The sequence below is a fragment of the Ancylobacter sp. WKF20 genome (assembly GCF_029760895.1).
In the GTDB taxonomy this organism is placed as follows: Bacteria; Pseudomonadota; Alphaproteobacteria; order Rhizobiales; family Xanthobacteraceae; genus Ancylobacter.
The window spans coordinates 3,939,940-3,966,436 of record NZ_CP121679.1 but is presented as its reverse complement, the minus strand read 5'-3'; the positions used below and the strand labels follow the sequence as shown (position 1 = coordinate 3,966,436).

General features: G+C 63.7%; 35 protein-coding genes. 25 read left to right on the top strand and 10 right to left on the bottom strand.

The genetic code is table 11. The features are described 5' to 3' along the window. The first annotated feature begins 74 nt into the window (after positions 1–74). The 5 genes from AncyloWKF20_RS18400 (at position 75) to AncyloWKF20_RS18380 (ending at position 2,671) form a co-directional block, all read left to right on the top strand. Positions 75–329, top strand: coding sequence for a plasmid stabilization protein (locus AncyloWKF20_RS18400; RefSeq protein ID WP_279315403.1), 255 nt, complete (start codon positions 75–77; stop codon positions 327–329). Next, the gene (locus AncyloWKF20_RS18395; protein WP_279315402.1) at positions 326–748 is read left to right on the top strand and encodes a type II toxin-antitoxin system VapC family toxin; all 423 of its coding nucleotides are present in this window, start codon (positions 326–328) and stop codon (positions 746–748) included. Before AncyloWKF20_RS18400 ends, AncyloWKF20_RS18395 begins: the two co-directional genes overlap by 4 nt. Before the next feature lie 238 nt (positions 749–986). Then, on the top strand, positions 987–1,154 hold the full coding sequence (locus AncyloWKF20_RS18390) for a hypothetical protein (protein WP_018387548.1): 168 nt from the start codon (positions 987–989) through the stop codon (positions 1,152–1,154). A 123-nt stretch (positions 1,155–1,277) separates the two neighbouring features. Further along, complete coding sequence (locus tag AncyloWKF20_RS18385; protein ID WP_279315401.1) at positions 1,278–1,715, top strand: hypothetical protein; 438 nt, start codon at positions 1,278–1,280, stop codon at positions 1,713–1,715. A 629-nt stretch (positions 1,716–2,344) separates the two neighbouring features. After that, the gene (locus AncyloWKF20_RS18380; protein WP_279315400.1) at positions 2,345–2,671 is read left to right on the top strand and encodes a DUF736 domain-containing protein; all 327 of its coding nucleotides are present in this window, start codon (positions 2,345–2,347) and stop codon (positions 2,669–2,671) included. A gap of 83 nt (positions 2,672–2,754) precedes the next feature. Here AncyloWKF20_RS18380 and AncyloWKF20_RS18375 read toward each other — a convergent pair whose 3' ends face one another. Continuing rightward, positions 2,755–3,003 carry a helix-turn-helix transcriptional regulator gene (locus AncyloWKF20_RS18375; protein ID WP_279315399.1) on the bottom strand — a complete coding sequence of 83 codons (249 nt, stop codon included), beginning with the start codon at positions 3,001–3,003 and terminating at the stop codon, positions 2,755–2,757. A gap of 247 nt (positions 3,004–3,250) precedes the next feature. Between AncyloWKF20_RS18375 and AncyloWKF20_RS18370 the strand changes: the two genes are divergently transcribed. The 13 genes from AncyloWKF20_RS18370 (at position 3,251) to AncyloWKF20_RS18310 (ending at position 12,958) form a co-directional block, all read left to right on the top strand. Beyond that, positions 3,251–3,517 carry a DUF2285 domain-containing protein gene (locus AncyloWKF20_RS18370; RefSeq protein WP_279315398.1) on the top strand — a complete coding sequence of 89 codons (267 nt, stop codon included), beginning with the start codon at positions 3,251–3,253 and terminating at the stop codon, positions 3,515–3,517. A 119-nt stretch (positions 3,518–3,636) separates the two neighbouring features. After that, positions 3,637–3,978, top strand: coding sequence for a DUF6499 domain-containing protein (locus AncyloWKF20_RS18365; RefSeq protein ID WP_279315397.1), 342 nt, complete (start codon positions 3,637–3,639; stop codon positions 3,976–3,978). After that, a complete protein-coding gene (locus tag AncyloWKF20_RS18360) occupies positions 3,959–4,369 on the top strand; it encodes a DUF2285 domain-containing protein (RefSeq protein WP_279315396.1) in 411 nt (136 codons plus the stop codon). Before AncyloWKF20_RS18365 ends, AncyloWKF20_RS18360 begins: the two co-directional genes overlap by 20 nt. Before the next feature lie 122 nt (positions 4,370–4,491). Then, positions 4,492–4,773, top strand: coding sequence for a helix-turn-helix domain-containing protein (locus tag AncyloWKF20_RS18355; RefSeq protein WP_279315395.1), 282 nt, complete (start codon positions 4,492–4,494; stop codon positions 4,771–4,773). 6 nt (positions 4,774–4,779) lie between these two features. Then, positions 4,780–5,667, top strand: coding sequence for a replication initiator protein A (locus AncyloWKF20_RS18350; RefSeq protein WP_279315394.1), 888 nt, complete (start codon positions 4,780–4,782; stop codon positions 5,665–5,667). Positions 5,668–5,878: 211 nt separating this feature from the next. Next, the gene (parA, locus tag AncyloWKF20_RS18345) at positions 5,879–6,532 is read left to right on the top strand and encodes a ParA family partition ATPase (protein WP_279315393.1); all 654 of its coding nucleotides are present in this window, start codon (positions 5,879–5,881) and stop codon (positions 6,530–6,532) included. Continuing rightward, on the top strand, positions 6,529–6,780 hold the full coding sequence (locus AncyloWKF20_RS18340; protein ID WP_279315392.1) for a hypothetical protein: 252 nt from the start codon (positions 6,529–6,531) through the stop codon (positions 6,778–6,780). The genes parA and AncyloWKF20_RS18340 overlap by 4 nt, the downstream gene beginning before the upstream one ends. Beyond that, positions 6,777–7,298 (top strand): DUF2840 domain-containing protein, encoded by a 522-nt coding sequence (locus AncyloWKF20_RS18335; RefSeq protein ID WP_279315391.1) that lies wholly within the window; start codon positions 6,777–6,779, stop codon positions 7,296–7,298. Before AncyloWKF20_RS18340 ends, AncyloWKF20_RS18335 begins: the two co-directional genes overlap by 4 nt. Then, positions 7,295–7,840 carry a conjugative transfer signal peptidase TraF gene (gene traF / locus AncyloWKF20_RS18330; RefSeq protein ID WP_279315390.1) on the top strand — a complete coding sequence of 182 codons (546 nt, stop codon included), beginning with the start codon at positions 7,295–7,297 and terminating at the stop codon, positions 7,838–7,840. Before AncyloWKF20_RS18335 ends, traF begins: the two co-directional genes overlap by 4 nt. 1 nt (position 7,841) lies before the next feature. Further along, positions 7,842–8,504: a lytic transglycosylase domain-containing protein gene (locus AncyloWKF20_RS18325; protein ID WP_279315389.1), complete on the top strand. Its 663-nt coding sequence runs from the start codon at positions 7,842–7,844 to the stop codon at positions 8,502–8,504. 243 nt (positions 8,505–8,747) lie between these two features. Continuing rightward, on the top strand, positions 8,748–10,487 hold the full coding sequence (locus AncyloWKF20_RS18320) for a VirD2 family relaxase/mobilization nuclease (RefSeq protein ID WP_279318023.1): 1,740 nt from the start codon (positions 8,748–8,750) through the stop codon (positions 10,485–10,487). A 21-nt stretch (positions 10,488–10,508) separates the two neighbouring features. After that, complete coding sequence (locus AncyloWKF20_RS18315; RefSeq protein WP_279315388.1) at positions 10,509–12,506, top strand: conjugal transfer protein TraG; 1,998 nt, start codon at positions 10,509–10,511, stop codon at positions 12,504–12,506. 5 nt (positions 12,507–12,511) lie between these two features. After that, complete coding sequence (locus AncyloWKF20_RS18310) at positions 12,512–12,958, top strand: CopG family transcriptional regulator (protein ID WP_279315387.1); 447 nt, start codon at positions 12,512–12,514, stop codon at positions 12,956–12,958. A 315-nt stretch (positions 12,959–13,273) separates the two neighbouring features. Here the strand turns inward: AncyloWKF20_RS18310 and AncyloWKF20_RS18305 are convergent, their stop codons facing one another. Together AncyloWKF20_RS18305 and AncyloWKF20_RS18300 are read right to left on the bottom strand one after the other, a co-directional pair. Beyond that, positions 13,274–13,531, bottom strand: coding sequence for a hypothetical protein (locus AncyloWKF20_RS18305; RefSeq protein ID WP_279315386.1), 258 nt, complete (start codon positions 13,529–13,531; stop codon positions 13,274–13,276). A 10-nt stretch (positions 13,532–13,541) separates the two neighbouring features. Continuing rightward, positions 13,542–13,976 carry a hypothetical protein gene (locus AncyloWKF20_RS18300; RefSeq protein ID WP_279315385.1) on the bottom strand — a complete coding sequence of 145 codons (435 nt, stop codon included), beginning with the start codon at positions 13,974–13,976 and terminating at the stop codon, positions 13,542–13,544. Between the two features lie 3 nt (positions 13,977–13,979). On the opposite strand from AncyloWKF20_RS18300, the gene AncyloWKF20_RS18295 reads away from it, so the two are divergent. From AncyloWKF20_RS18295 to AncyloWKF20_RS18285, 3 genes are read left to right on the top strand one after another with little or no spacing between them, the layout of a single operon-like run. Further along, on the top strand, positions 13,980–14,555 hold the full coding sequence (locus tag AncyloWKF20_RS18295; protein WP_279315384.1) for an RNA polymerase subunit sigma-24: 576 nt from the start codon (positions 13,980–13,982) through the stop codon (positions 14,553–14,555). Further along, entirely contained in the window at positions 14,552–14,992 is a 441-nt protein-coding gene (locus AncyloWKF20_RS18290) for a hypothetical protein (RefSeq protein WP_279315383.1), read from the top strand. Before AncyloWKF20_RS18295 ends, AncyloWKF20_RS18290 begins: the two co-directional genes overlap by 4 nt. Then, the gene (locus tag AncyloWKF20_RS18285) at positions 14,992–15,780 is read left to right on the top strand and encodes an ImmA/IrrE family metallo-endopeptidase (protein ID WP_279315382.1); all 789 of its coding nucleotides are present in this window, start codon (positions 14,992–14,994) and stop codon (positions 15,778–15,780) included. The genes AncyloWKF20_RS18290 and AncyloWKF20_RS18285 overlap by 1 nt, the downstream gene beginning before the upstream one ends. Positions 15,781–16,196: 416 nt before the next feature. On the opposite strand, the gene AncyloWKF20_RS18280 is transcribed toward AncyloWKF20_RS18285, so the two are convergent. Beyond that, entirely contained in the window at positions 16,197–17,102 is a 906-nt protein-coding gene (locus AncyloWKF20_RS18280) for a hypothetical protein (RefSeq protein WP_279315381.1), read from the bottom strand. Between the two features lie 116 nt (positions 17,103–17,218). Continuing rightward, positions 17,219–17,434: a hypothetical protein gene (locus tag AncyloWKF20_RS18275; RefSeq protein ID WP_279315380.1), complete on the bottom strand. Its 216-nt coding sequence runs from the start codon at positions 17,432–17,434 to the stop codon at positions 17,219–17,221. Between the two features lie 85 nt (positions 17,435–17,519). Here AncyloWKF20_RS18275 and AncyloWKF20_RS18270 point away from each other — a divergent pair, with 85 nt between their 5' ends. Together AncyloWKF20_RS18270 and AncyloWKF20_RS18265 are read left to right on the top strand one after the other, a co-directional pair. Further along, positions 17,520–18,545 (top strand): DUF2971 domain-containing protein, encoded by a 1,026-nt coding sequence (locus AncyloWKF20_RS18270; protein ID WP_279315379.1) that lies wholly within the window; start codon positions 17,520–17,522, stop codon positions 18,543–18,545. Positions 18,546–18,685: 140 nt separating this feature from the next. Beyond that, positions 18,686–19,833, top strand: a protein-coding gene (locus tag AncyloWKF20_RS18265; RefSeq protein ID WP_279314132.1) for an IS3 family transposase whose coding sequence is annotated in 2 segments (ribosomal slippage) — positions 18,686–18,920 and positions 18,920–19,833 — 1,149 coding nt in all. Because the reading frame shifts where the segments join, the coding sequence is not laid out codon by codon here. 304 nt (positions 19,834–20,137) lie between these two features. On the opposite strand, the gene AncyloWKF20_RS18260 is transcribed toward AncyloWKF20_RS18265, so the two are convergent. The 5 genes from AncyloWKF20_RS18260 to AncyloWKF20_RS18245 all read right to left on the bottom strand — a co-directional run bounded on the left by AncyloWKF20_RS18260 (position 20,138) and on the right by AncyloWKF20_RS18245 (position 23,960). Further along, on the bottom strand, positions 20,138–21,166 hold the full coding sequence (locus tag AncyloWKF20_RS18260; protein ID WP_279315378.1) for a hypothetical protein: 1,029 nt from the start codon (positions 21,164–21,166) through the stop codon (positions 20,138–20,140). A 37-nt stretch (positions 21,167–21,203) separates the two neighbouring features. Further along, positions 21,204–21,860 (bottom strand): hypothetical protein, encoded by a 657-nt coding sequence (locus AncyloWKF20_RS18255; protein WP_279315377.1) that lies wholly within the window; start codon positions 21,858–21,860, stop codon positions 21,204–21,206. Between the two features lie 340 nt (positions 21,861–22,200). Next, the gene (locus tag AncyloWKF20_RS18250) at positions 22,201–22,662 is read right to left on the bottom strand and encodes a hypothetical protein (RefSeq protein WP_279318051.1); all 462 of its coding nucleotides are present in this window, start codon (positions 22,660–22,662) and stop codon (positions 22,201–22,203) included. Continuing rightward, the gene (locus AncyloWKF20_RS21365) at positions 22,562–22,867 is read right to left on the bottom strand and encodes a DUF1275 family protein (RefSeq protein ID WP_347710394.1); all 306 of its coding nucleotides are present in this window, start codon (positions 22,865–22,867) and stop codon (positions 22,562–22,564) included. Before AncyloWKF20_RS21365 ends, AncyloWKF20_RS18250 begins: the two co-directional genes overlap by 101 nt. A gap of 178 nt (positions 22,868–23,045) precedes the next feature. Next, complete coding sequence (locus AncyloWKF20_RS18245; RefSeq protein WP_279315376.1) at positions 23,046–23,960, bottom strand: LysR family transcriptional regulator; 915 nt, start codon at positions 23,958–23,960, stop codon at positions 23,046–23,048. Between the two features lie 352 nt (positions 23,961–24,312). Here AncyloWKF20_RS18245 and AncyloWKF20_RS18240 point away from each other — a divergent pair, with 352 nt between their 5' ends. Then, entirely contained in the window at positions 24,313–25,389 is a 1,077-nt protein-coding gene (locus AncyloWKF20_RS18240; protein ID WP_279315375.1) for a tartrate dehydrogenase, read from the top strand. A 114-nt stretch (positions 25,390–25,503) separates the two neighbouring features. Further along, entirely contained in the window at positions 25,504–26,472 is a 969-nt protein-coding gene (locus AncyloWKF20_RS18235) for a tripartite tricarboxylate transporter substrate-binding protein (RefSeq protein WP_279315374.1), read from the top strand. Positions 26,473–26,497: the final 25 nt, after the last annotated feature.

Here is a 26,497-nt window from a genome sequence, read left to right as displayed (position 1 = left end):
CCACGGCGCCTTGAATGTGATGGCAAACTCTCTATTTTGCTATCAACGCTATCAGCCTTACTGGAGGCGCCATCATGCCCGCAGTGACGATCCGCAACCTATCCGAGGCAACGCACCGCGCCTTGAAGGTGCGCGCGGCCCAGCATGGCCGCAGCACCGAAGCTGAGATGCGCGACATCCTGGAGAGCGCCGTTCGCCCTGACACGCGCCTCCGGCTCGGGACGGAGCTCGCGGAGCGCACCCGCCGCCTCGGCCTGACCAATGAGGACATCGACGCCCTCAACCCGGCGCGCGACAGGACGCCTGCCGAGCCCATGAGCTTCGAATGATCCTTCTCGACACCAATGTCATCTCGGAGGCGATGAAGCCCACGCCCGACGACACCGTGCGGGCGTGGCTCGACGATCAGGCGGCCGAGACGCTCTATCTCTCCAGCGTCACCATCGCCGAACTGTTGTACGGCATCGGTGCGCTGCCCGCGGGCAAGCGCAAGGACAGGCTCACGGAGGCCCTGGACGGGGTGATGGAGCTGTTCGCCGACCGTGTCCTGCCGTTCGATGTCGCTGCCGCACGACGCTATGCCGACCTCGCCGTGAAGGCGCGTGCGACCGGCAAGGGCTTTCCGACGCCCGACGGCTATATCGCGGCGATCGCAGCCTCTCGGGGCTTTGCTGTGGCCACGCGCGATACCAGCGCATTCGACGCCGCCGGTGTGGCGGTCATCAATCCGTGGAACGTGGAACGCTGACGACCTGCCAGCGCGGCAACCCGCCATCACGGTCTCCTGACCGGACGACCACCCCCGCTTTACGACGCTGATCCTTGGGTCCAGCCGATGGCCTGACGCCATCAACCCATGAAGGGTCGGACTACGCTGCGCGTGCCGCCGCTCCGGCTGCGCCTCACGCGGTGATTGCGGCCAGCGACCGGCCCTTTCGGGCGCCTGTCAGCGGGGATGGACCTCCGCTCGCTCAGGAGCCAGGTCGATGTCCGCCCAGATCGCTCACGCCTTCGCCTTCAGCCTCGCCACCACCCTGATGGCCACCGTCGTCATCTTCCGCGCCGGCGACGGCACGCTCTCCGTTACCCCGGCGGCCGAATATGACGGCGATGAAGCCGCCATCGTCCGCGAAATCGACCCCTTCGCCTCCTGAGAGCCAAACAGGCGGCCGTGATCAGCGGAAGTGGCGTGCGGTCGTGCTCTGCCGCCGACGCCAATCCCGCCGGTCCATCGTGGTGGTGGAGGCGCTTCGATCTGATTTTATGGAGCCGCTCCCATGATCTTCATCGGCATTCTCCTCAGCATGGTGACAATCGCATTCTTCTGCTGGCTGCTCTTCACGCTGGCGGTATTCGCGTTACCACTGTTTTCGGGCATAACGGCGGGCACATGGGCCTATGGCACCGGCGCCGGATGGCTCGGCGTTGTGGTCGGCCTTGCCGCCGCTGGCCTGACTTACGCCCTCGGTCAGTTCCTATTCGCGATCGTCCGCCCGATCTGGGCGCGTCTGATCATCGCTGCCGTGTTCGTCGTCCCGGCCGTGGCGGCAGGCTTCCACGCCACCCATGGCATCGTTAAGTACACCATGCCCTCCCAGCTGTGGCAGATGGTGCTTTCGATCATCGGAGCCGGCGTGGTCGGCATCGTCGCCTTCGTCCGCATCACTGACACGAAAGCGTTCGGCCCTTCTGACGGACACAGCTCCCCTCCCTGACACCGCGATAGCCGCTCGGCGCACCAGACGGCGAATGGGTTAGGGTCCGCGTCAATCGGTCGGGCCGGGAGGGAGCGGAGATCCGGCGCGCCGGCTTCGCCCTACGATGCGGCAAGATTGGTGCGCGGGGAGGACGCGGCCGCGTCGCAGTCGAAAGCCCCCTCGGGGCAGAGCATTCGCGACGTTGGCGGGACGGGGAATGCGCAGCTTGGCCAAGCTCAGGGTATCTTCCGCCGATGCAGGCTGGTCGGGTCTCGATATCCGGCCCGAGGCCAAACCGTCTCCTCATCCATCCGTCCGTGCCCGCTCCAAACGGCCTCTTCAATGGCCTGATCTGGCCGAAGGACGGCTGCGCCTCGAGCGCCTATGCCACAACGGCTGGGCTCGACTTTCTTCCCCTGCCGACGCCCACCCCGCGCGCTGCGCGGGGACCCCGGATCGCCGTCATTCCTCGCGCAGCAACAAAGTCGCGCCTGCGCCGTCCTCCGCTGCGCTGCGGTCGCAATCCTCACCCCATCGCGCCAGCGCGACGGGGACCCCGAGGCGATGTGGCGTCGCTCGCCTCCGGCCTCCCGATCGCCATCGAGGCCGCAATGGTGCGGGCTCAGGAGACAGGACGGAGACGGAACATGGCCACCATCGGCACCTTCAAGAAGACCGGCACCAACGAGTTCACCGGCGACATCGTCACCCTCAGCGTGCAGGCCCGGGGCGTGCGCATCATCCCCGATACCCGCGCCACCGGCGAGAACGCCCCCAGCCACCGGGTGCTGGTCGGCCGCGCCGAGATCGGCGCCGCCTGGTCCAAGCGCTCCACCGAAGGTCGCGACTATCTGGGCCTCAAGCTCGACGACCCGAGCTTCACCGCTCCGATCTACGCCAACCTGTTCGACGACGAGGACGGTGAAGGCTTCTCGCTGATCTGGTCGCGCCCCAACGGACGGCGTGGTGACTGAAGCGCAGATCGCGTCCCCGGCACCAAGGCCGGGGACGCGCTCCATCGGCAAGTAGCGAATATCGAGACGGCTAAAATCGAGCCCTACTTGTCATCCTCAGGATCGATCACGGCCGGCTCTTTCGGCCGACGCAGGAGCAGGTCGGAGGCCTCGACGCCGAGAACCGAGGCGAGCCGCTCCACCACATCGATGCTGGCGTTGTAGACGCACCGCTCGAGCGAACTGATATAGGTGCGATCGATATCCGCGAGGTGCGCAAGCTCCTCCTGCGACAGCCCTTTGGCCAGCCGCAAGGCCTTCAGATTGCGCGCGAACACCTCTCGGATCTCCATGACCGAGAGAGCAGTCGCTTGATGAGTATTTCACCACGGAGTATTCTCTACATAGCTTGGACCGCCGTGTTTCAGGGGTCCCTTCGCCCCTCTCGTCCTCCGCATTAAAGGGACAGTGGATCAGGTGTCCTAACCGGTGAACCGGCGTTCGGCTTTGCGAGTGCGCATGGTAGAATGTTTCCAAACGCAACCTCACACCGTCGCCGACGGCTTGGCTTGCGACAGAAGAAACGGCAGCCTGCGGGGCATGGACGTGGCCAAGGCGTTTGAGGATAGGGCGCCGTCGGGTCAGAAACTGACCGCCTATGACCGCACCCATATCAAGCTCTATATGCGCCTGCTCGACGCGACCGCCGAGGGGGCCGACTGGCAGGAAGTGGTGGTCGTCCTGTTCGGGATTGATCCGGCGCAGGAACCTGCCCGCGCCCGCGCGGTCCATGATAGCCATCTCGAGCGCGCCCGCTGGCTGGCCCAGACAGGCTATCGCGATCTGCTCCCACATCGCGTCAACTGAAGCGCCCCGGTCCAGGTGATGCGCGCGCAGCATCACCTGTTGCGCGTGCGGTGAGTTTCGCCTCGTGATGCAATCCTTAATTGCTGATCCCAACGGCATGCACCGTTTGGGAGTCGCTCATGAAGCCCGATACGTCGCGCTGGCGAGACAGTCGGACCTACGACTATTTCGATGATCTCTCGGTGGAGGGACTGGCCTGGGAATGCCTGAGGCGGGACCCATCCTACCAGCAGGCCTATCGAGACCTTGTAAATGCCGACAGGGCAACTGCACCTCTCCCCGCAGAGGTCGAGCATCGCTGGGGGCTACGATTTCGCGGCCAATCCCTCGCTCCCCGCGACCCGTCAGCCCGTCCACTGGTCCCCGCGGATCAACCCGGCCGTCACCATCCTTACCGCGCTTCCCGACCAACTGCTGCGCCCCGGGACAGTGCCTTAAGCAGTGCCTGCCGAACCACCTGATCATGCGGTCCCGCCGCACCTTCTGCTTTCCGGCGTAGCAGCTGGCGCGCCGATCGCCGCTCTGATCCCCTTCGATGATGACCTGTCTGGCCGCATTGAGGCCCTGAACCGCCTCTGGCATGCGCACCGTGGGAAGCCCGTGCCACCCGACACCCGTATGACCCGCCAGCAGCGCGGACGCCTGCGGCTGATGCTTCAGGCCTGCGACGGACGGAACCGGGGCGCGAGCTACCGTGACATCGCCATTGCCCTGTTGGGCACAGAGCGTGTCTTGGCTGATCCCTGGAAGACGTCTCCCCTGCGCGACCGCGTCATAGGCCTCGTGGAAGGCGGCACCGGCCTCATCGCCGGCGGCTATCTGCGGCTGTTCCGTCGTCGTCGCCGGGCGTGAAGGGGTGGGGATTTTAGCCCCCCAATCTTCCCCATCCCTCCCGACATTCCTCCTCCGCCACCGTGGTCACCGTCCGCCGCCGCACTCCGGCGGCTCCCGCCACGCCCACGGAGGCCCGCTCCATGCGACCCGATCTCGCCACCCTCCCGCCGCGCTACCTGCGTACCAAGGAAGCCGCCGCGTTCCTAAGCCTGTCGGCCCGCACGCTTGAGAAGCACCGCACCTATGGCACCGGTCCCGCCTATCGCAAGCTGGGCGGGCGCGTCGTTTATTCCATCGACGACCTCCAGGCTTGGACCGAGCGCGGCACGGTCACCTCGACCTCCGATCCGCGCGGCACCGTCTTGCCGGCCAAGCGGCACGCCGGCCCTGCCGCCGCCTCGGCCGGCTCTGTGTCCCGGTGATGCGCCATGGCGCTATCGCCCAGTTCCCCCTCGGAGCGCGAACAGCTCGATCTGTTCCGCTCTCGGCCCGGCGATGTCGCCCCCCGCGACGCGCAGGATCTCATGGCCTATCCCTTCTTCTCCCTCTCCAAGACGCCGCGCGTCGCGCCGATCGATTTCCGGGCCGGTCCTGTCGCCATCCGCGTCGAGGCCGTGCCCGACCAGGGCATGGCGACGATCTGGGACGCCGACATCCTCATCTGGGCCGCCAGCCAGATCGTCGAGGCGCGCGACGCGGGGCTTCGCACCTCGCGCCTGATGGCGGCGACGCCCTATGAGATCCTCACCTTTGTCGGGCGAGGCACCTCGCTGCGGGATTATCAGCGCCTCAAGGCCGCGCTCGACCGTCTCCAGTCCACGACGGTCTCGACCACCATCCGCCAGCCGGCGGAGGGACGCCGCCACCGCTTCTCCTGGATCAATGAATGGCAGGAGCGCACCGACCGCAGCGGCCGGCCGGATGGTGTCGACCTCATCCTGCCGGACTGGTTCTACCGCGCCGTGCTCGACGATGCGCTCGTGCTTACCATCGACCGCGCTTATTTCGGGCTGACGGGCGGGCTGGAGCGCTGGCTCTACCGCCTGGTGCGCAAGCATGGCGGGCACCAGGACCACGGCTGGAGCTTCGACGTCGCTCACCTCCACGCCAAATCCGGCAGCCTCTCGCCCCTCAAGCACTTCGCCTATGACCTGCGCGCGATCGTCGACCGCCAGGCGCTGCCCGGCTACCGGCTCGGCATGCGCCGCCAGACGGACGGTGCCGACCTCCTGTCCTTCGCCGAGATCGACACTGGACGCCTTGCCCTGCCAACCCGCCGCCGTGTCGCAGCCATCCGATCTGGGGACAAGCTGTGAATCATCTCGTGCTATCGGGGACCAGCACCTTCGTGCCATCAGGGACCGGATCCTCGTGCTATCGGGGACCAGAATCGACGATTCAGTCTTCTGAATCAGAGGCTTCCGGCGTCAGTAACTTCTCTAACCCGGATTCCTTCGGAATCCTTCTAACGGAACTACGCCATTCTACTACGACGCGTGTGTCGCCGCTGAACGTGCGGAGCGCGCCATGATCGTCGCGCTCCTCAACCAGAAAGGCGGGGTCGGCAAGACGACGCTGGCGTTGCATCTCGCCGGGCAATGGGCTCGGCAGGGACAGCGGATAACCCTGATCGACGCCGATCCACAGGGCTCCAGCCTTGACTGGTCGCAGCAGCGCAGCCGTGAGGCATTGCCACGGCTGTTCGGTGTCGTTGGGCTCGCCCGCGACACCCTGCACCGGGAGGCGCCCGAGCTTGCGCGTGGCGCCGATCACATCGTCATCGATGGACCGCCCCGCGTCGCCGGGCTGATGCGCTCGGCGTTGCTCGCTGCCGATCTGGTGCTGATCCCCGTGCAGCCCTCGCCCTTCGATGGATGGGCCTCGGCCGAGATGCTGGCGCTGATCCGCGAGGCGCGCATCTACCGCCCGGCGCTGTTGGTCCGGTTCGTCCTGAACCGCTGCGGCGCGCGTACCGTTCTCGCCCGCGAGACCGCACGGACGCTGGCTGACCATGATCCCCCGGTGCTCGCCAGCACCATCGGTCAGCGCATCGCCTTTGCGGCGGCCGCGCTATCCGGCCGTCTCGTCTTCGAGCGCGACGATGCGGGGCCAGCCACGCGCGAGATCGCTGCGCTCGCCGCCGAGATCAATGGTCTCGACCTCGGGAGGCGCGCGCCATGAGCGAGCGCCCGATCCGCAGCGACTTTGCCTCCCGACCGGCTGATCCCGAGCACTGGATCAAGGCGGCCGATGTCTCAACCGAACACCGGCCCGGCGCCCCGTTCACCGCGCGCCTCACCATCGATGTGACGCCCGACCTGCGCGGGCGGATCAAGGTCGCCGCCTTCCGCCGCGGCGTCACCGTCGCCGAGATGCTGCGCGACCTGCTCGCGCGCGAATTCCCTCCCACACCAGGAGACCAGCCATGAGCGCGGCGTTTGCATCCCCTGCGGCAAGCACGGCATTCGCTCCTGTGCCCCCATCCGATGCCATGCCCCATGTCGAGCTGACCCATATCGAGAAGCGCATCGAGAACTGGATCCGCTTCGGCCATCACGCGCATGAGCAGCTATTAGATCGCCGCCGGCGCATGCTCTCCTTCCCTCCCGGCTGCATCTTCGCCTTTGTCCGGTGGGCGTCGAACGACTTCGGCACCGTCGCCTCCCGCCTCGACATCGTGCGCTGCGTGGCGCCGGGCGAGGGCTACCAGACGCTGCCCTTCGTGCGTCCCGGCGGCGAGATTCTGCTGCGGGTGGATGGCTGGCCGAAGGTCGAGAAAATCCTGCAGCACATCGACGCCATCGAGGCGATCGGCATCGATGCAGCAACCGTCGCCCCTGATCACTGGGGGCATGTCGCCCATCGCATCAGCGTCGGCTTCGAGCCACGCGCCTACACGATAGAGCGTCATCAGGCGTGGCTGAAACGGCGGGAGTGCGGACAATGAACCGCGCCGCCTATGTGATCATGACGACGGTCGCCAGCGTCGGTATGGCCTATGCCGCCACGCTGCCGACGCCGCTCAAGCTGATCTGGAATGTCTCGGCGAGCGTTCCTGTCGGACTCTATTCTCTCCACCCGGCCGATGCTCTCGAGATCACCGATCTGGTCGCGGTGATGCCGCCATCGCCGCTCGCCGCGTTCCTCATCGGGCGCGGCTATATCGGCGAAGGCACGCCTATGTTGAAGCGCGTGATGGGGCTTCCGGGACAGGATGTCTGTCGCCTCGGCAACGCCATCACCGTCGATGGCGTGCCACTCGGCGAAGCCCGTCGGCGCGATCGCGTGGGCCGAGACCTGCCGGTCTGGCAGGGCTGCCGGCGTATCGCTCCCGGACATCTATTCCTGATGAACCCGGACGTCAGCGACAGTCTCGACGGACGGTATTTCGGGCCGATTTCAGACGGCACCGTCATCGGCCGTGCAATGCCACTCCTCACGGATGAAGCCGGCAACAGTGACTTCATCTGGCGCGCGGCGGTGCGCTGACATGCGTCGCGCTGCGCTCTTTCTCGCATCCGGACTGTTGACCGGCGGTGCATCGCCTGGCTCTGCCAGCGCGCAACCTTTGACGCCAACTGCGGCGTACTCCGTCACGTCCTACGCCGCCCATATCGACGAGGCTGCGCAGCGCTTCGAGCTTCCGGCCGGCTGGATCCGTGCGGTCATGCAAGCCGAGAGCGGCGGCGATCCGCGCGCCGTCTCATCGGCCGGTGCCATGGGGCTGATGCAGATCATGCCCACGACCTGGAACGAGCTTCGCGTCCATCACGGTCTCGGCGCTGATCCGTTCGACCCGCGCGACAACATACTCGCCGGCGCCGCCTATCTGCGCCAGCTCCATGACCGCTATGGCAGCATCCGCGCCATGCTCGCAGCCTATAATGCCGGGCCTGCGCGCTATGAGGCGTCGCTTGCCGGCAAGCCGCTCCCGCCGGAGACACGCACGTACATCGCGGCTCTGGCGCCGATCATCGACAAAGAGTCTGCAGCTGGCGCCACCGAATTGGGGCGGCCAATGGCGCAAAGCTGGCGCGAGGCGCCGCTGTTCGCCGCGCCGCCCGCGCGCAGCGATCCAGCCAATGCCACGCTCCTCGCGCCGCGATCCGGAGCGCTCTTCGTTACACCGTTGCCATCACGGAGCGCGCCATGACGAGGCTGACCCACTTTCGCGCCCTGTCGGGCTCTGGCGCTCCATGGAGGGGGAGGAGGCGTGGAACAGGAATCACGACCGCACGATGGCAGGATAAAAGAGCGCACATTGCGCGGCGGTCGGGGTGTTGTTTCTGCACGTCTTTTCTGCGACTTCGGCACCTTGCGGAGCCGAACCACAAGGTTTGCGCGTGCCGCAAATGGCACTGCATCAACGATATTCTGCACATTGCGAGGCTTCGCCATGAGCGATGACCGCGAGTTCCGCGTCCGTCCCGGCCGCATCCGCTCGACCAGCGCCCAGCAGGCCCGCCCCTTCGTCGCCCAAGCGCTCGCCGCAGCCCGGAAGGCCGGCGGCGGGGTCTCTCGCTTCGGCAAGGTCACCTCCGGCAACCGCTTGCGTTTCGGCAGCGGACAGGTCGCCAGCCTTCAGGCCAGCCGACGGATCACGTCGCGCTCACGCGGCGCCGTGATGAAGGCACGCGTCGTCAGACACGCAGCCCGTGCCGGCTCGCTGGGCCAGCACCTCACCTATCTCCGCCGCGAGGGCGTGACCCGTGACGGTGAAAAGGCGCAAATGTTCGGTCCCGAGATCGAGAGCGTGGATGTCGACGCCTTCACCGAGCGCTGCCGCGAGGACCGCCACCATTTCCGATTCATCGTCTCGCCTGACGATGCGTTGGAGATGGAGGACCTGCGGGCCTTCACCCGCGATCTCGCCCGTCAGATGGAGAAGGACCTCGGCACCGGTCTCGACTGGGTCGCCGTCGATCACTGGAACACCGAGCATCCCCATGTCCATCTGATCGTCCGGGGTCGCCGCGACGACGGCCAGGACCTCGTGATCTCCCGCGACTACATTAAGGAGGGTATGCGCGATCGCGCCCGTGACCTGATAACCCAGGAGCTCGGCCCCCGCACCGAACTCGATATCCACCGAAGTTTGGAACGCCAGATCGAGGCCGAGCGCTGGACAGAGCTCGACCGCCACCTTCTCCGCGAGACCCGGGAAAGCGGCATCATGGACATGGCGCCCGTCCCCGGGCGACAGCCGGACGAACACCATGCGCTGAAGATCGGGCGCCTTCGCAAACTCGAGACGCTCGGCCTCGCCAAGGAGATCGGCAACGCCCAATGGATGATGGAGCCGGAAGCCGAGGCCACCCTACGCGCGTTCGGTGAGCGCGGCGACATCATCAAGCGCATGCACCGCGCCCTGACCGAGCGGGGGATCGAGCGCGGCACCGCGAGCTATGTCCTCGCCGCCGAGAGCCTCGACGTGCCCGTCATCGGCCGGCTGGTCGCGCGCGGTCTCGATGATGAACTCCACGCCTCTGCCTATGCCATCGTCGATGGCGTGGACGGGCGGTCCCATCACATCCGGCTGCCCGACCTTGATGCCGCTGGCGATGGCGCGCCGGGCTCCATCGTCGATCTGCGCACATTCGACGACGCGCACGGCAAACGGCGCGTGGCGCTCGCAGTGCGCTCCGATCTGGATCTCGCCCACCAGGTCACGGCCACCGGCGCCACCTGGCTCGACCGACAGGCCATTGCGCGTGACCCCATCGCTCTGTCGGATGGCGGCTTCGGCGCCGAGGTGAGCCAGGCACTCGACCGACGCGCCGAGCATCTCATCCGCGAGGGTCTGGCCGAACGGCAGGGACGGCGGATCGTCTTCGTCCGTAATCTCATCGACACGCTCCGCCGCCGGGAACTGGAGGCCGTGGGAGAGAAGCTCGCCGCAGAGACCGGCCTGCCGTTCAATAAGTCCGGCACCGGCGAGTATGTCGCCGGCACCTACCGCCAGCGCCTTGTGCTCGCGTCCGGTCGCTTCGCCATGCTCGATGACGGGCTCGGATTCCAGCTCGTGCCCTGGTCGCCCTCGCTGGAACGCCAGCTCGGCAAGCATGTCTCCGGCGTCGCCCGTGACGATGGTGGCGTGGACTGGAGTTTCGGCCGCAAGCGCGGCCTTGGCCTCTGACCCGAGAGAAGGACCATCACCATGTCGGCGACGAAAATCCTCTGGGGGCAGATCCTCGCCGTCCTGCTCATCGTGCTGGCGGCCATCTGGGGCGCTACACAATATGTGGCTTGGACCCTTGGCTTTCAGGCGCAGCTGGGTGCGCCATGGTTCGAGTGGCTCGGGTTGACGGTCTACTATCCGCCGGCCTTCTTCTGGTGGTGGTACTTTTTCGACGCCTATGCACCGGACGTGTTCTTCCGAGGCGCACTGATCGCCGCCTCCGGCGGCTTCCTCTCCATCACGGTTGCCATTGCCCTGTCGGTGTGGCGGGCGCGGGAGGCCTCAAAGGTCGAGACCTATGGTTCGGCGCGCTGGGCAGAAAAGGCGGAGGTTCGCGCTGCCGGGCTCCTCGGCACCGATGGCGTCGTCCTCGGCCGGTATGAACGGGACTATCTGCGCCATGACGGGCCCGAGCATGTGCTGTGCTTCGCGCCGACCCGCTCCGGCAAGGGTGTCGGCCTGGTTGTGCCTTCGCTGCTGACCTGGCCGGGATCGGCGATCGTCCATGACATCAAGGGCGAGAACTGGCACCTCACCGCCGGCTTCCGCGCCCGGCATGGCCGCGTGCTGCTGTTCGATCCGACCAACGCCAGGTCCGCCGCCTACAACCCGCTGCTCGAGGTGCGCCGCGGCGAATGGGAAGTGCGTGACGTCCAGAACATCGCCGACATCTTGGTGGACCCTGAAGGCTCGCTGGAAAAGCGGAACCACTGGGAAAAGACCAGCCACGCGCTGCTCGTCGGTGCCATCCTCCACGTGCTCTATGCCGAGACGGACAAGACGCTCGCCGGCGTCGCCGCCTTCCTCTCCGATCCGAAGCGGCCGATCGAGACCACGCTCGACGCCATGATGAAGACGGCCCATCTCGGCGAGGCGGGTCCTCATCCCGTCATCGCCAGCGCCGCCCGCGAACTGCTGAACAAGTCCGACAATGAACGCTCGGGCGTGCTCTCCACCGCCATGTCCTTTCTCGGCCTCTACCGCGATCCGGTGATTGCCGAGGTGACGCGGCGCTGCGACTGGCGCATCGCCGATATCGTCGGCGGTAAGGTCCCGACAACGCTCTACCTCGTGGTGCCACCTTCCGACATCAACCGCACCAAGCCGCTGATCCGCCTCCTCCTCAACCAGATCGGCCGGCGCCTCACCGAAGACCTGCAGGCCAAGGGCGGACGCCATCGGCTGCTGCTCATGCTTGACGAGTTTCCCGCGCTCGGCCGCCTCGACTTCTTTGAGTCCGCGCTGGCCTTCATGGCCGGCTATGGCCTGAAAGCCTTCCTCATCGCCCAGTCGCTGAACCAAATCGAGAAGGCCTATGGGCCGAACAACTCGATCCTCGACAACTGCCATGTCCGCGTGAGCTTCGCCACGAACGACGAGCGCACCGCCAAACGCGTCTCCGATGCGCTCGGCACCGCCACCGAGATGAAGGCGATGAAGAACTATGCCGGCCACCGTCTCTCGCCCTGGCTCGGCCATCTCATGGTGTCCCGCTCGGAGACCGCCCGCCCGCTGCTCACCCCCGGCGAGATCATGCAGCTGCCGCCCACGGACGAGATCGTCATGGTCGCCGGCACCCCGCCTATCCGAGCAAAGAAGGCCCGCTACTACGAGGACGCGCGCCTCCGGGACCGGCTCCTGCCGCCGCCAACGCGCTCTCGCAGTTCGACCGTCCAAAACGATGACTGGACTGCGCTTCCGGTGCCCAGCCCCCGGAGCGGCGCCGGCAAGAGCGCCGCCGTCGAAAGTCGAGACGATGATCCGACCGGCTCCGAGCACCGGCATCAGCCCGAGCTCAGCCGCGTGAAGCCTGTCGAGAAAAGCCAGCCCATCGAGAACGAGTTCGAGTTCGAGTTCGACACGGATCGCGACGACGAGATGGAGGACATCGCCACTCGCAACCGGCGCATGACCGGCCTCATGCAAGGCGTGGCCAGACAGGTCAGCCTCAATCCCAATGACGGCATGGAGCTGTGATCGCCATGGCAGGTCGCACGAAGAAAGCGCAGATCTCCGTCTATCTCGAGCCCGACATCATGGACATGCTGGCCCACTACGCCGCCCAGCGCGACCAGTCCATGTCCCTGATCGCTCAGGCCGCGATCGCCTCCTTCCTGTCACCCGACAGCGCCGAGCGCCAAGAGGCCGCTCTTGCTCGGCGCCTCGGTCAGATCGATCGTCGTCTCGCGCGGCTGGAGCGGGATCTCGGCATCTCGACCGAGGCTTTCGCCACCTTCATCCGCTTCTGGCTCGCCACCACCCCCGCGCTGCCCGAACCCGCGGCCCAGGCCGCGCGGGCTAAGCTCTCCGAGCGCTACGCAGCATACACCCGCGCGCTCGGCCGGCGCCTGGCGAAAGGGCCACAGCTGCGGCAGGAGATCGAGGAGGATGTTGTAGGCACAGAGAGAGACGGAGGAGGCCGAAGTTGACCTATAGCGCCCATTAAGGGCCCCGTCAGCGACGTCTGCTTTGCGCCCCGGTGTCAGTCGCTAAAGCTGACGCTGACGCTTCCCGGAAGCGGACATCGCAGACCCACCGCTGGCGGTCGTGCGACGCTCAAAGCGGAAGTCGACTCTCCTTGCTTGGGCTTTGTTCAGAGCCCAGAAACGGATTCTTAGCCTCTGGCATCAGACGGAGAGAATGGGAGCAAGGGTAACGCGCACGAATATATCAATTGGTAGATTGGAATTGCGGTGGGCCGTCTACGAGTATGCCCACCGCCAAAAATGGCAGTATGCCACTAGTCAGTTGATCGTGTACTCCCGCCATGGGATTGCATGCAGCGGCACCCCGGACATGAACTTGGCGATGTCGGAGCGACCGTAGAAGGTCGGACGGCCACGCCCATCCTGCGCCATCAAAACGACGGGTACGCCGAAGACCGGCGTGAAGCCCTGAATGGCATCGGCCGCCGCCGCACGGTTCTGGACGACGTGCGGCTTGACGATGACGACGGCGAAGGTCTGCCCTTGCTCGCGGATTACGGCACCTTGAACGCGCATGTTGGTCTCCTCACGCCGCCATCTTCAGCTGGCGGCTATTGATCCAGTTCCAGGCTTCCGGCGGCAGCCAGCCTTGGTATTCGCGGGTCACGCCGATCACGAGGAAGAAGTCGTTCTTGTCGACGTGCGGCGCGATGCGGTCCCAGACGCCCTTGGCATCGAGGCCGGTATCGACCAGCCAGGTCGATCCGAGAAAATGCCACCACGACGAGCCGCAGTTCTTGATCGCGTCGTATAACGCGTCATAATTCTGGCCCGGACGCTTCAGATCGTAGTTGATTGCATAGATCATATGGGTCTCCTTGACCGGTTTCGACGCTGGGCCGGGCAAGGCCGGAATTGCGTCCTGACTCCCTATGCGGAAGCCGGAGCCGGTCGCGGACATCGCCGCGCATGTCCGCGCGACGGTTTTCTTCCCGCATACTAAAATCGAAAGGAGTGCCATGGCGTGAATTCAGGCCAGGTCGCCACCCATCGCAACCGTGACGAGATCGCCGACGCGATCCGCACCCTCACGTCCGCCGATTGGGCGCGCCTGCGGAAAGTCGCCAATTACTACGCACGGCCCCAGATCGGGCCGAAAGACCTCCTACAGGAGGCGTTCGTCCGCGCCCTTGATGGCCGCACCTGTCCGGCCCACGTCGATGTAGTGAAGTTCCTTGCCGAGGCCATGCGCAGCATCGCCGATGGCGAGGGTGAAAAGGTCGAACACCGGCTGCCGCTGGTTTCGATCGTCGCCAAGACCGGCGAGGCCTTGCCGAAAGCCGTGAACTATCCCGATCCGGCGCTCTCCGCCGAGGACTGGTTGATTGACGAGGAGGAGGCCGGTCTTCTTCGCCGGAATATTCTCGCCAATTTCGACGATGATCCGGTCGCCCAGATCATGGTCGAAGGCATGATGGAGGAGATGAATGCGGAGGAGTTGCGCGAGTTGTCCGGTCTCGACAAGACCGCCTACGACAGCAAGCGCAAGCTGATCCGCCGCAGGATTGACAAGCAGTACCCCGAGGGATGGAAGCCATGACCGGCAACGACAAAAAGGAGCGTAATGCGCTCAACCGGCTGGCCGATGCCCTTGTCGATGACATTCTCAACACGTCCGACGAGGACATTCTGGCCGAACTCCGTGACACGCACGGCGATCCCGATCGCCACGCGGCCGAAATGCGCGAGCTCTTCGATAAGAGCGTCCTAGTCGCTAACAAGAAGCGCCTCGCCGCCGCCAAGGCAGGTGCCGCCGCGAGCCGCAGTCCGGTGCCGGTCGCGTCGTCCGGCCCGATCGACATGGAGGCGGCGCGTATGCGGCTGCGCGCCGTCGCGAATACGCCAGGCATCCCCCAGCGGGTGACGCTCGCCGCGCGGAAAGAGAGCGAGCTTTCCGACCACGACATTCTCGGAATGCTCGACGACCTGCGGGAGCTTGGGGCCCTTCCTCCCGACGACCAGGGCGGAAAGCCCTGATGGCGGTCTCGCATGCCGAACGGCTCCTTCAGGAGTTAGGGATCACCGAACCGGACGAGATCGACCTTGAGGCGATTGCCTACCATGTCAATGCAAGGGTCCGGTTTCGCCCGCTCGATGGCTGCGAGGCTAGGATCATCGGCCATGGCGACGAGGCGATCATCACCGTCAACGCCAACAGCGCCTATCGGCGCAAGCGATTCTCGATCGCGCACGAATTGGGGCATTGGCACCATCATCGCGGCAAGTGCCTTGCCTGCCGCCTTGAGGAGTACCGGCCGCGCGACGCGCTGTCGCCGGAACGGGCGGCCGACGGCTACGCCGCCGATCTTCTGATGCCCCATTACCTCTTCAAGCCGCTTGCCCGTCAGCAGGGAAAGCTCACCTTCAAGGCGGTCAACGCGCTCGCCGATATGTTCAAAACCAGCCGCCCCGCAACCGCGATCCGTCTCGTCGAGAGCGACCACTCTCCCGCCCTCCTCGTCTGTCACGGCCCCAAAGGCCGGAAATGGTTCACCCGCGCCCCCAGCGTGCCACAGAAGTGGTTCCCACAAGACTTCCTCCATGCAGAGAGCTTCGCCTTCGGCGTTCAATTCGGTGAGAATCAGGATGATTCCATTCCGCGGAAGATTGGAGCCGATGCATGGTTTGATCGCAGGGACGCTGATCGGTTCGAGGTGCAAGAACAAACCATGCGATCCGGTCCCGACGAAACCTTGACTCTCATCCTTATCAACGACTCAACGATGCTAGAGGAGCAGGATAAGCGGCGAAGCTGGATGAGGTAGCGGCCACTCCGCTTTCACTCAACGAGCGACCGCTGCCGGTCGAAGCTGCCATGGCTTCGGCAGGGCGTGGACGGCCGCAATGCGGTCAAACGCAGCATGTCGGGCTTTTTCCGTTTTTGCGGTGGAACCGGAAAGACCGCAATCGGCTCCGAAGCCATCTGTCAGGAAAGCGCCCCGATTTCAGACGTTTGCCGTGCAGCCGCGCACCCCAATAGCGGACACGCCCCCAGTTCGACCGCCGGTGACACGTCTTGACCTACACCCTAGGTCGATGCGGCCATTGAGACCTGCGGCTGCGACATGCGAAACACGACCCGCTCGCCGCTGCTGGTGGTTGAGAGAGCCCGCCGCGAGGCTCCTTGAAGTTACGTGCGAGGACGCCCATCGCGGTCAGTCAATGGCCGGCAGCAGTGAAGTCAGATATCAAGCTTTACAGTCGGATCGGCTGAGGCGACCTTGGTGCCCATTCGCACGATCTCGTAGCTATCGTGCATCCATACGCCCGAGAATGGATCTCGTGACTGGTAGATGCGCAGCACAGCATCAAACGTATCGCCCTGAGCAATGGAAATTGTACGCGACTTCAGGCTATCGAAAAATGCCATATCGCTGATGGGCGCGGAAATTCGTCTTCCTTGCCATATGAATTCCCACTTCCGACCGGACTTCTCAAACACCGCTTTGTGCACGACAACCCTAGTTTCCTCATCGACGAAGCGGCGTTCCGTGTCAGGCAGAGGTTGCAGGTGCTCTTTCACCTGTAGGAATTTGGCGCGAGGGATCTCAATAAGCGGAACGGGGTCTGACAGGTCGGCCGTAATGCCAAATGAATAAACCCTTGGATCCTTCTCAACGGCTTCAATGGTACGCGTCAAACCTCGTCGTACTTCAGTAGATTTCTCGACCTTTGCCTTCGCTTCATACACAACCCGCGGCACCACGACCGTATTGCCTTGATACTCGACGATCACCTCGTTCGTGTTCACGACAATGACGGGCGGCGGCGCGCCTCCCTTTAATGCATCGTATAGTAAGCTGGCAACAAGCGAGAGAATGATGGCTTCGACGCGCCGGTCTGAAAACAGATTCTTTAGCGATGCTGTTGTCTTCCGGAGGCGTACCCGGAAGCTGCCAGGACCGACTTCTTCGACGCGGAGTTCAGCGGAAAAGCCCGGATTGATAATGGAGTTGATGGCTTCAACGGTTGCCGCCAATGCCAGCAGCGTATTGCTGAACGTCTCAGCATCGAGGTCGTGCGCCTCTCCGCCGAAATGGATGACGAAGCTATCGTCTCTGAGTTCTGCCAGATCAAACGCGGCCATGAGCACCCCACGTTGCCACCCTATTGTAAGGGCGGTGCGTTGATAAGTGGGGGCTGAGGATTGTGTTCATTGCGACGGGGCAGCATCAGACTGTGCCGAGAGGGGCGAGGCTTCGTTCAGCAACGCGCCGCCATCTCGGCCGCAGAGATCGGACTTGCGATTTCCCGAAAGCAGACGTTTCGTTTACTGCTCTGGAGGTCATGGTTGCGCCAGAAGCCGACCTTGGATGAGAGCCAGAAAGCAGGCATTCGGCGTGCGTCCACCGCCGTCTTTTCCAGATTCGATCGCGCCGGCAACGTGGACATGAAACCGCGCGTGTTATCATCCATCATCTGAGTCTGACGTGCAGTTGATCGCCGGGTTAAGACGGTCTGAGTCCTAAGACAACACAATCCCTTCGCTTGGAACATCGGAAGCATGCTCTTACCGAGATCGACAGGTCCCGTAACCGCTCTCACTGCACACGATGCTCTTGAGAGGCACCTCGCCCTCGTCCAACTCGACGGGCTTGGCCTCGAGTACAACAGAATCTCAGACCGCCTCGTGTATCACTATACCGATCTTTCCGGCCTTCGTGGCATCATCGAAAGTGAGGGGGTCTGGGCTTCGGATTACCGCTTCCTCAATGATCGGACGGAGTTCACCTTCGGCCTTGAGATCCTGGAGATGGTGCTAGCTTACGGAGAGGGAACGGAGACCTGGTCGGAAGACCTCCGGCAGAGGGTGCTGATATCGATCGCGATGATGATACGCGGCCACGGGACTTGGTACGTCCTCTCCGCGTCCTTCTGCCGGAAGGGGAACGTGCTCTCACAGTGGCGAGCATATGGCCGACGAGACGGCGCAATCGCGATTGGCTTCGATCTCAAACACCTAATGGAGCGGGCTCGCGAACAGGCCTTCGTATGCGGCCGAGTCCACTACTACTGGGCCGAAGCGTACGGCCGGCCTGAGGACGAACGGTTTTCGTCTTGGCTCAGGGAGCGCTGCCGGGAGCTGCCCACGCGTCTTGAGCAAGCGGCGCAGCTAGAGCTTGACTCAGAGGACGAGACGCTTGGTGAAGAAGTGAGGGGGATGTTGATTTCCGGTCGTCAAACTTCGGCTATTGACCGTTGGATCGCCGAGGTAGCAGCATTCATCAAGCACCCGGCATTCTCGGAGGAGGTCGAGTGGCGCTGCGTCACGGTCGAGCAACCTCGCGGCGTCTTAGGGGGGGGACGCCAGATCCTAGACCGGCCGGCCGGGACGAAAGTAATCCCCTATGTCAACTTTGACCTGCCTGCAGTCGAAGACATCTATCTCGGTATTCGCCAACTCGTGATCGGGCCAACTGCCGACCCGCAAGCCATCGAACACGCCGCCTTTCACCTCATGAGGCGCGTCCGTACGCGGGATGGCTTCTCGATCGCTTCACCCTTCCAACCCTTGCGGCCGCCGCCGTGACGCTGGGACTAAACGCTCGGCCAGTATGACCTTCGACGTTGCGCCAAGAGCAGAAACTGGATCGTCGCCGGATAGCGGCATGAACCGCCCCTAGATTCCTGGACGCCTTCTTCCCTAAATTTTGAGGCAAGGAGGCCCCGATGGGCAAAGCGAACTTCACCGAGGACTTCAAACGCGACGCGGTCCTTCAGATCACCGAGCGGGGCTATCCGGTTGCGGAGGTGGCGGCGCGGCTAGGGATCAGCAAGTACTCGCTCTACGAGTGGAGGAAACGGTACGGCAAGCCTGCCGCCGTGGCCCGCGATGACGATCAGGCTGCCGAGGTCCGCCGGCTGAAGCGCGAGTTGCAGCGCGTGACGGAGGAGCGCGACATCCTAAAAAAAGCGGCCGCGTACTTCGCCAAGGATGCAAAGTGAAGTACGCGTTCATCGCCGCGCATCGCCTGCAGTTTTCGATCCGCGCCATGTGTCGGTGCCTGCGTGTCCAGCCCAGCGGCTTTTACGCCTGGCTGAAGGATCCGCTGAGCAGGCGCGCTCGGGAGGACCAACGACAGATCGAGCTGATCCGCGCGGCATGGAGCGAGAGCGGCAAGGTCTATGGCTATCGTAAGCTTCACGACGATCTGGCGGACATGGGCGAGAGCTGCTGCCCAAACCGGGTTGCGCGGCTGACGCGACTTGCCGGCATCCGGGCGCAGATCGGCTACAAGCGCCGCCCCGGCCACTATGCCGGCAAGCCGTCCCTGGCCGTCGACAACACGCTCGATCGCCGGTTCGACGTGGAGGCGCCTGACAAGGCCTGGGTGACCGACATCACCTATATCCGCACCCATGAGGGCTTCGCCTATCTGGCGGTCGTGATCGATCTTTTCTCCCGCCGCGTCGTCGGCTGGTCCATGCAGGCCCGGCAGACGACCAACGTCGTGCTTCAGGCGCTGCTGGCTGCCGTCTGGCGACGTAAGCCGAAGGAGCGTGTGTTGGTGCATTCGGACCAGGGAAGCCAGTTCACCAGCATGGAGTGGGCTTCGTTCCTGAAACACCACGATCTGCAGCCGTCGATGAGCCGTCGCGGCAACTGCCATGACAACGCCGTCGCCGAGAGCTTTTTCAACCTGCTCAAGCGCGAGCGTATCCGCCGCAAGGTCTACCGCACGCGCGACGAGGCACGCGGGGACGTGTTCGATTACATCGAGATGTTCTACAACCCCACCCGCAAGCACGCACGGAATGGGATGCTGTCGCCCATCGAGTTCGAACGGCAGTACAAAGCCAAAGCCGAGGGCGTCTAGAAAACGCGGGGCGGTTCAGGCTGTATGCACAACGGCAGCCAAAACCGGCCAGTCAGCTCCCGGCCCCGATTGCGCCGTTGCGCTGATGATGAGGATCTCCCGCTGCGATGACCGGCTGGGGGTGGGAAGGAGACTGTTCGGTATTGGACGGCATCCGTGCAAAAGGCGACGTTGGAGTATGCTGTAGTGTGATAGCAGCGCGCCCTCATGTCCGCCATTGAAGCAATAGGTGTCATCGCCTGAGAGCCGCCGTTTCCTTTCAGGAAAGCGCCAATTGCGAAGATACGGAAGCCGACAAGCACCACTACATGCGCCGGATTAGGTTCTTTATCCAGCTCATACTGAACTCGATTGCCCATTCTGTTTGTGGTCTCGTCAGCGACGGCATGGTTGAGCTACCAGCCCCATGCCCGAATGGATTTCGAACGTGGGTGAAGAAGTCTTTGATCGAGGCGCTTTCCCAAGGGACTATGAAGGCATTTGTCTTAGAGCAGAGGTTATCAATATAATTGTGGGCGCCCCTCTCTTTTCCGTGCGTCCACCCTTTGGTGTCGGAGATGATTTTGATCGTGCTTTCCAACGCTCGTGCCGCATAAAAAGCAGGGTCCCTGCCGTCGCTGTCGCGGAGGTCGAGCGCCTCTTTCATGTCGATATCAACGTTTTGCCATTGTGGGGCTGCTAGGAGAGACCAAAAGGGGGTCTCAACCTCGATCTGCACCAGATCGTCGGTCACTATCTGAATGAAGCCGTTATGGTAATTCAAAGGATATCTGGCTTGTCGGAAGCGAGTGTTCAATTCGTCTACAGCGGTTTGAAATGCCTTTGTTCGCATAGCGCGTCGAGCGCGGGCACCGTCTTCTGGATTTCCAGGCACTCTCAGTCCTGGGCGGGTGAGCGAGGCAAGTAGCTTCTCGCCATCCGTTACATCCCTAGCATTCATTGCTGCAATATCGGCTTCCTTGGCGCGGAAGCCAAGTTCGATGAGGCTCAACCGCTCCTTTAAGTGGGTATCTGGTGAACCGGCAGGGGGCTGGGTCAGCCACTTCTCGCAGACCGAAAGCAGGGTACTTTTGAACGTCTGAAATCGCCCGTTGGTGGTATAATATGACCAGTGTTGGGAAAGCTCTTTCACGCCAAGTTCGCGTGACAGGCTGCTTTCAAGCGTCGTCCAGAAACTGACGGATGCAGAGTTCTCCTGACCATCCAGATAATAAGGCGCCAGGTCTTCCGCCAGGATACGGAACGATTGGACAAGCAGGCGACTGTCCCGCTCTTCAAACGCTGCACGAAGCTGAACTCCTTCGTATCGGCGAGCAAAAATATCGACAAGCATGGGGTTTATCCGTCACGACGACCAGGCGTTTCGGTCGTTAGCCTCGATCCTTTTTCAGTTTGATGTCCAGGAGATTGCTCGCTCTCGCTTCAAGTAGGCGTTCAGCTACTAATTTGCGCCGGTCTCCAATAGACGGAATCCCCCAGGCTCGACTGCCCGCATAACAATCCAAGATGCGCCCAGTGAAGCCGGTCATCGTCCGTGGTTGGATTCCGGCGAGAGAGTTTTGCTTCATCTGACCCACCTGGTGCGATGACAGCACTTTGACGCCATCAGGTTCATACACCCAGACGTAAACGCCTTGGCGTTCTGCTATTGCCTCCATACGGCGGCAAGCATCTTTCAGTTCGGTGCGGTTGATGTTGCGGTCATACTTCGCCTGGATAAAAATGCCTTTGTCAAAGCCGTCAGCCCCATCGAGCGAGATCGACAGGAAGAGGTCCGCGCCGAAAAGCTTTTCCATCGAGTTTGGGCCGCGATCCGGCAATGACTGGGCTATTACTCGAAAGATATATTCTCCTGCCTGCGAGTTATCCAACCTGTCTTCCAGGCGCTGGCACAATCGCGACGTGATCTCGGCTTCCTGCACCACACTGACACCGCCTGCGGTGTCTGAGTACAAGTCCGCTACGAGATCATCCACCGCCCCGCCAAGCCGATCCATTATGAGGCGGCGGTTTTCGTCGTCCAACATCTTACCCCCATTGATGCGATGCAATCTTGCCGAGAATTACAGAAAATTGTGCCTAATCACACTGGCTCCTAAGCTGAGCTAACATGAAAATGTTGACTTTAAGCGGCAGATACACAGTCAGGCTAAGGAGCGGAGACGTCCAAGTAGAACGCAGCATGTCATTAGAAGCGAACATGCCGCTCTCGGCTCCAACTGTGCCAGAGGCGAAGTCAAGACGATTGGCAGCTTTCAGGGACTACTCACGAGCCGCTGAACGACCGGGATGGGGTCGGATGCAGAACGGCTGCTATCTGCAAAGCGGCATCCCAAACCGGACAGTCCGCTCTCGGCCCCATTGCGGTCATTTGCTCTTCTCTGCCGCCATCCCGAATATCACCCAAACCGGCCATTCGTCATCGCCGTGGTGAACTTCCGCTTCTGACGCCCAACTGACCTCAACCCAAACGGACACTAGCTTTTCGCTGCAACCAGCCCTCGATTTAAGAACAAGCGCGCTTGATGATTGTGCCTTCAAGCCCCGCGTCTTGCCGGCAGTCTCTGGTCCGAGCAGCGCGAAGAGATTGAGCAGCACCAAGATCGGCATCGCGATGCACGCGATGACGAAGAGCGCGAAGCCTACGGCGCCCGCGAGCGCCCCGAGGGAGAAGCTGCCGACGGCCTCAGCCATGCACCATAGGCGCCCCTTGGCCGGGTTGCCTTGATCAACCTTCGTGCCGAGCCAGATGTCGACGGCGTCGACACTCGCCTGCGCGAAGATCGTCAGCGGCGAGCAGCGTGCCGCCGCCGTCAGTGCCGGTGGCACGCTGCTCGCCGATTAGCACGAATCTGCCGGTGACATGGGAGGCGAACAGGCCGGCCCGCGCCATGAAGCCGGCGGCATCGACGAAACCGCCGACGTAGGCCGTCGATGATACACCTGCCAGCACGTCTCGCTCGAGCACAGCGGCGGATAAAGCCAGTGACGGCGCCGGCCATGATGCATGCGTGGCGACCGCTGCGGCACGCATGAGCCATTGCGATGTCATCGTCCTTAGTCAGTTCTCCATCGCAAAGCCTCACACAGCAGTCGCCCAGACTTGTCGCAGAGCCGGCGCCCGATGCCACCGTCACCGCGCTGCGCGCGCTCGTGGTCACCCGGCACGGAGAATAGTGGAGAATGGCGGAGGCACATGAGCCGCAGTCATCCTAAGCCTCGGCCCGGTAGCGGCTGAGATTGTCGCTCAGCAATTGCAGCATCTCATCGCGGATGGGGTCGCGAGAGCCACCCATCCAGGCAGCGGCCAAAGGCAGGACGTTCAGCTCTTCCGACCCGGAGAAGGAGAGCGGCACGTAAGCCACGCCGGCGACGCCCATGCGCGAAGTCCATCGCGGGACCAACGCAACGCCGAGGCCGGCGGCGACGAGCCCAACAATCGTCTGCTTCTCACCGGCGACTTGCGTGATAATGGGCCTTAGCCCCTCCTGCGCGAACAGCTTGATGGTGAGATCGTGACTGTGCGGGCGCAGGCGCCGATTGGGCACGATCAGCGGCTCGTCCGCCAGCTCGTGAACAGTGACGCATGCACGCCCTGCGAGGGCATGGTCGCTCTGAACGGCCACGACCACGCTTTCGCGCAGCAGATGTCGCAGCTCAATTTGGCGGGCGAGCTGGGTCGGCGGCCGGATAAGGGCGAGATCAAGCCGACCGGACAGCAGGCGCGGCAGCAGGCCAATCGTCTTGTCCTCCACAAGCTCGACGACGACGTCAGGTCTTTGGGCGCGGAAATCATGCAGAAGCATCGGCACCAGGCCAGCTGCGGCGGTATCCACCGCCCCGAGGCGCAGCGTCGTCGCATTTAGCCGCACCCGCTCGCGGAACCGGAGTGCCATCGTGTCGGCCGCTTGCAGCAGGGTGCGCGCGTCCGTCAGCAGAGACATTCCATCATCGGTGAGTGCGACGCTGCGCGTGGTGCGGACGAAAAGGCGAGTGCCCAGTGATTCCTCCAGCAGTTGCACGTGGCGACCGAAAGCTGCCGGCATCAAGTCCATCCGCCGCGCGGCACGGCCGAAATGGAGCTCGTCGGCGACAGCAACGAAGCATCTGAGCTGATGAAGATCCATGGCCTGCCCCATCTCGTGCGGCTCAGATTATTTCAATAAATTATATAATCCAGGCCTGATTAAAGGACACGTTCGACCGCCCTAGGATTGGTGCAACAGGCGCGCTTACAAGCGCCGATGACGACCTGGGGAGGACGATGAGATGCCGCGCACAGGCGCGGGCGTGCCGATGCACGCCCCTTCGCAGCCGGTACCGGTTGCTCCCTCCACACCTTCCGACACGCCGGCGCAACGCGCGCGGCAAGGCGCCGGCCTTGATGGCGCGCGGCGGCCGCGCTCTTGGCGAAAGGGCCCGCACCTGCGGTGTGCCGTCTCGACCGCTGATTTTACCTAGTGTTCTGGAGAACCTTCGATGAAGACCTACAAGATCGCGGCCATTCCCGGCGACGGCATCGGCGGCGAGGTGATTTCGGCCGGTGTGGAGGTTCTGCACGCCACCGCCGCCCGCGAGGGCAGCTTCGCCTTCCAATTCGATCATTTCGACTGGGGCGGCGAGTACTATAAGCGGCATGGCGTGATGATGCCGGGGAACGGCCGCGACCTGATCCGTCATCATGACGCGATTCTGTTCGGCTCGGCCGGCCATCCCGAAATCCCCGACCACATCACGCTCTGGGGCCTGCGGCTCAACATCTGCCAGCCCTTCGACCAATATGCCAATGTGCGCCCGACCCGCATCCTGCCCGGCATCACCTCGCCGCTACGCACGGTGCAGGGCCCGGAACTGGACTGGGTCATCATCCGCGAGAACTCGGAGGGCGAATATGCCGGCGTCGGCGGGCGCGTCCATCGCGGGCAGGCGCTGGAAGTGGCCACGGATGTGGCGATGTTCACCCGTGGCGGCGTCGAGCGCATCATCCGCTTCGCTTTCCAGCTCGCCCGCTCGCGTCCGCGCAAGCATCTCACCGTCGTCACCAAGTCGAACGCCCAGCGCCATGCCATGGTGATGTGGGATGACGTGGCGACCGAAGTGGCCGCCGAGTTCCCGGATGTGACCTGGGACAAGATGCTGGTCGATGCCATGACCGTGCGCATGGTGATGAAGCCGGAGAGCCTCGACACCATCGTCGCCACCAATCTGCACGCCGACATCCTGTCGGACCTCGCCGCCGCCCTGGCTGGCTCGCTCGGCATCGCGCCGACGGCCAATCTCAATCCCGAGAGGAATTTCCCCTCCATGTTCGAGCCGATCCACGGCTCGGCCTTCGACATCACCGGCAGGGGCATCGCCAATCCGGTTGGCACCTTCTGGTCGTCGGTGATGATGCTGGAGCATCTGGGCGAGAAGCCCGCGGCTGACCGACTGATGAACGCCATTGAACGCGTCACCGGCGATACGCGCTTCCACACGCCCGACCTTGGCGGCACCGCCCGCACGGCGGATGTCACCGCCGGCGTGATCGAGGCCATTCAGGCCGCCAACGCCTGACCGCGCGACAGTTCTGGTGCTCGGACGGAGAGGGGATCTCCGCCCGGGTGCCATCCGACGACGTGCTTGCTAACAGGACTGCACGCGAACCAACGAAAATAAGGGAGGTTCACCATGATACGCCACATGCTCGCTACCGGCGCCCTGCTCGCCACGCTGGCCGCGCCCGCGCACCTCGCCCTGGCGCAGGATGCGTTCCCCACCAAGCCCGTGACCATTCTCGTCCCGGCCGCAGCCGGCGGGCCCAGCGACACCGTCGCGCGGCTGGTCGGCCAGGCGATGAGCGCCAATCTCGGCCAGCAGGTGCTGATCGAGAACAAGGGCGGCGCGGGCGGCTCGCTCGGCACGGGCCAGGTCGCCAAGGCGGCACCCGACGGCTACACGCTGCTGCTCTATCATATCGGCGTCTCGACCTTTGCCGCGCTCTATCCGGCACTGCCCTACAAGCCCTCCGAGCTCACCTCCGTCGGCCTCGTGACCGAAGTGCCGATGACGCTTGTCGGCCGGAGCGATCTCAAGGCGAACAACATGGCCGAGCTGCTCACGCTCATGAAGCAGCCGGGCACGTCGCTGACCATCGGCACCGCGGGCGTGGGCGCGGTCTCGCACCTGTGCGCCCAGATGCTGGAGCAGGCCACGGGCGCCAAGCTCACCAAGGTTCCCTATCCCGGATCCGGGCCGGCGATGACCGATCTGATCGGCAAGCGCATCGACCTCATGTGCGACCAGACCACCAACACAACCAACCAGATCAAGGGCGGCGAGATCAAGGCGTTCGGCGTGACCACGCCCAAGCGCATCGCCGTTCTGCCGGACCTTCCGACACTGAGCGAGAGCGGCCTGAAGGATTTCGAGATCACCGCCTGGCATGCGGTCTGGGCGCCAAAGGGCACACCCGAGGCGGCCCGTGTCCGGCTGTCGCAGGCGCTTCAGGCGGCACTGAAGGATCCTCTGGTCATTGAGCGCTTCGCTGCGCTGGGCACGGTTCCCGTCGAGCCGAACGAGGCAACCCCTGCGGCCCTCGATGCGCATTTCAAGGCGGAGACCGCACGGCTCGAGGCCCTGCTCAAATCCTCCAACTGACCGCAGCTTATGGATACCGGGCGGG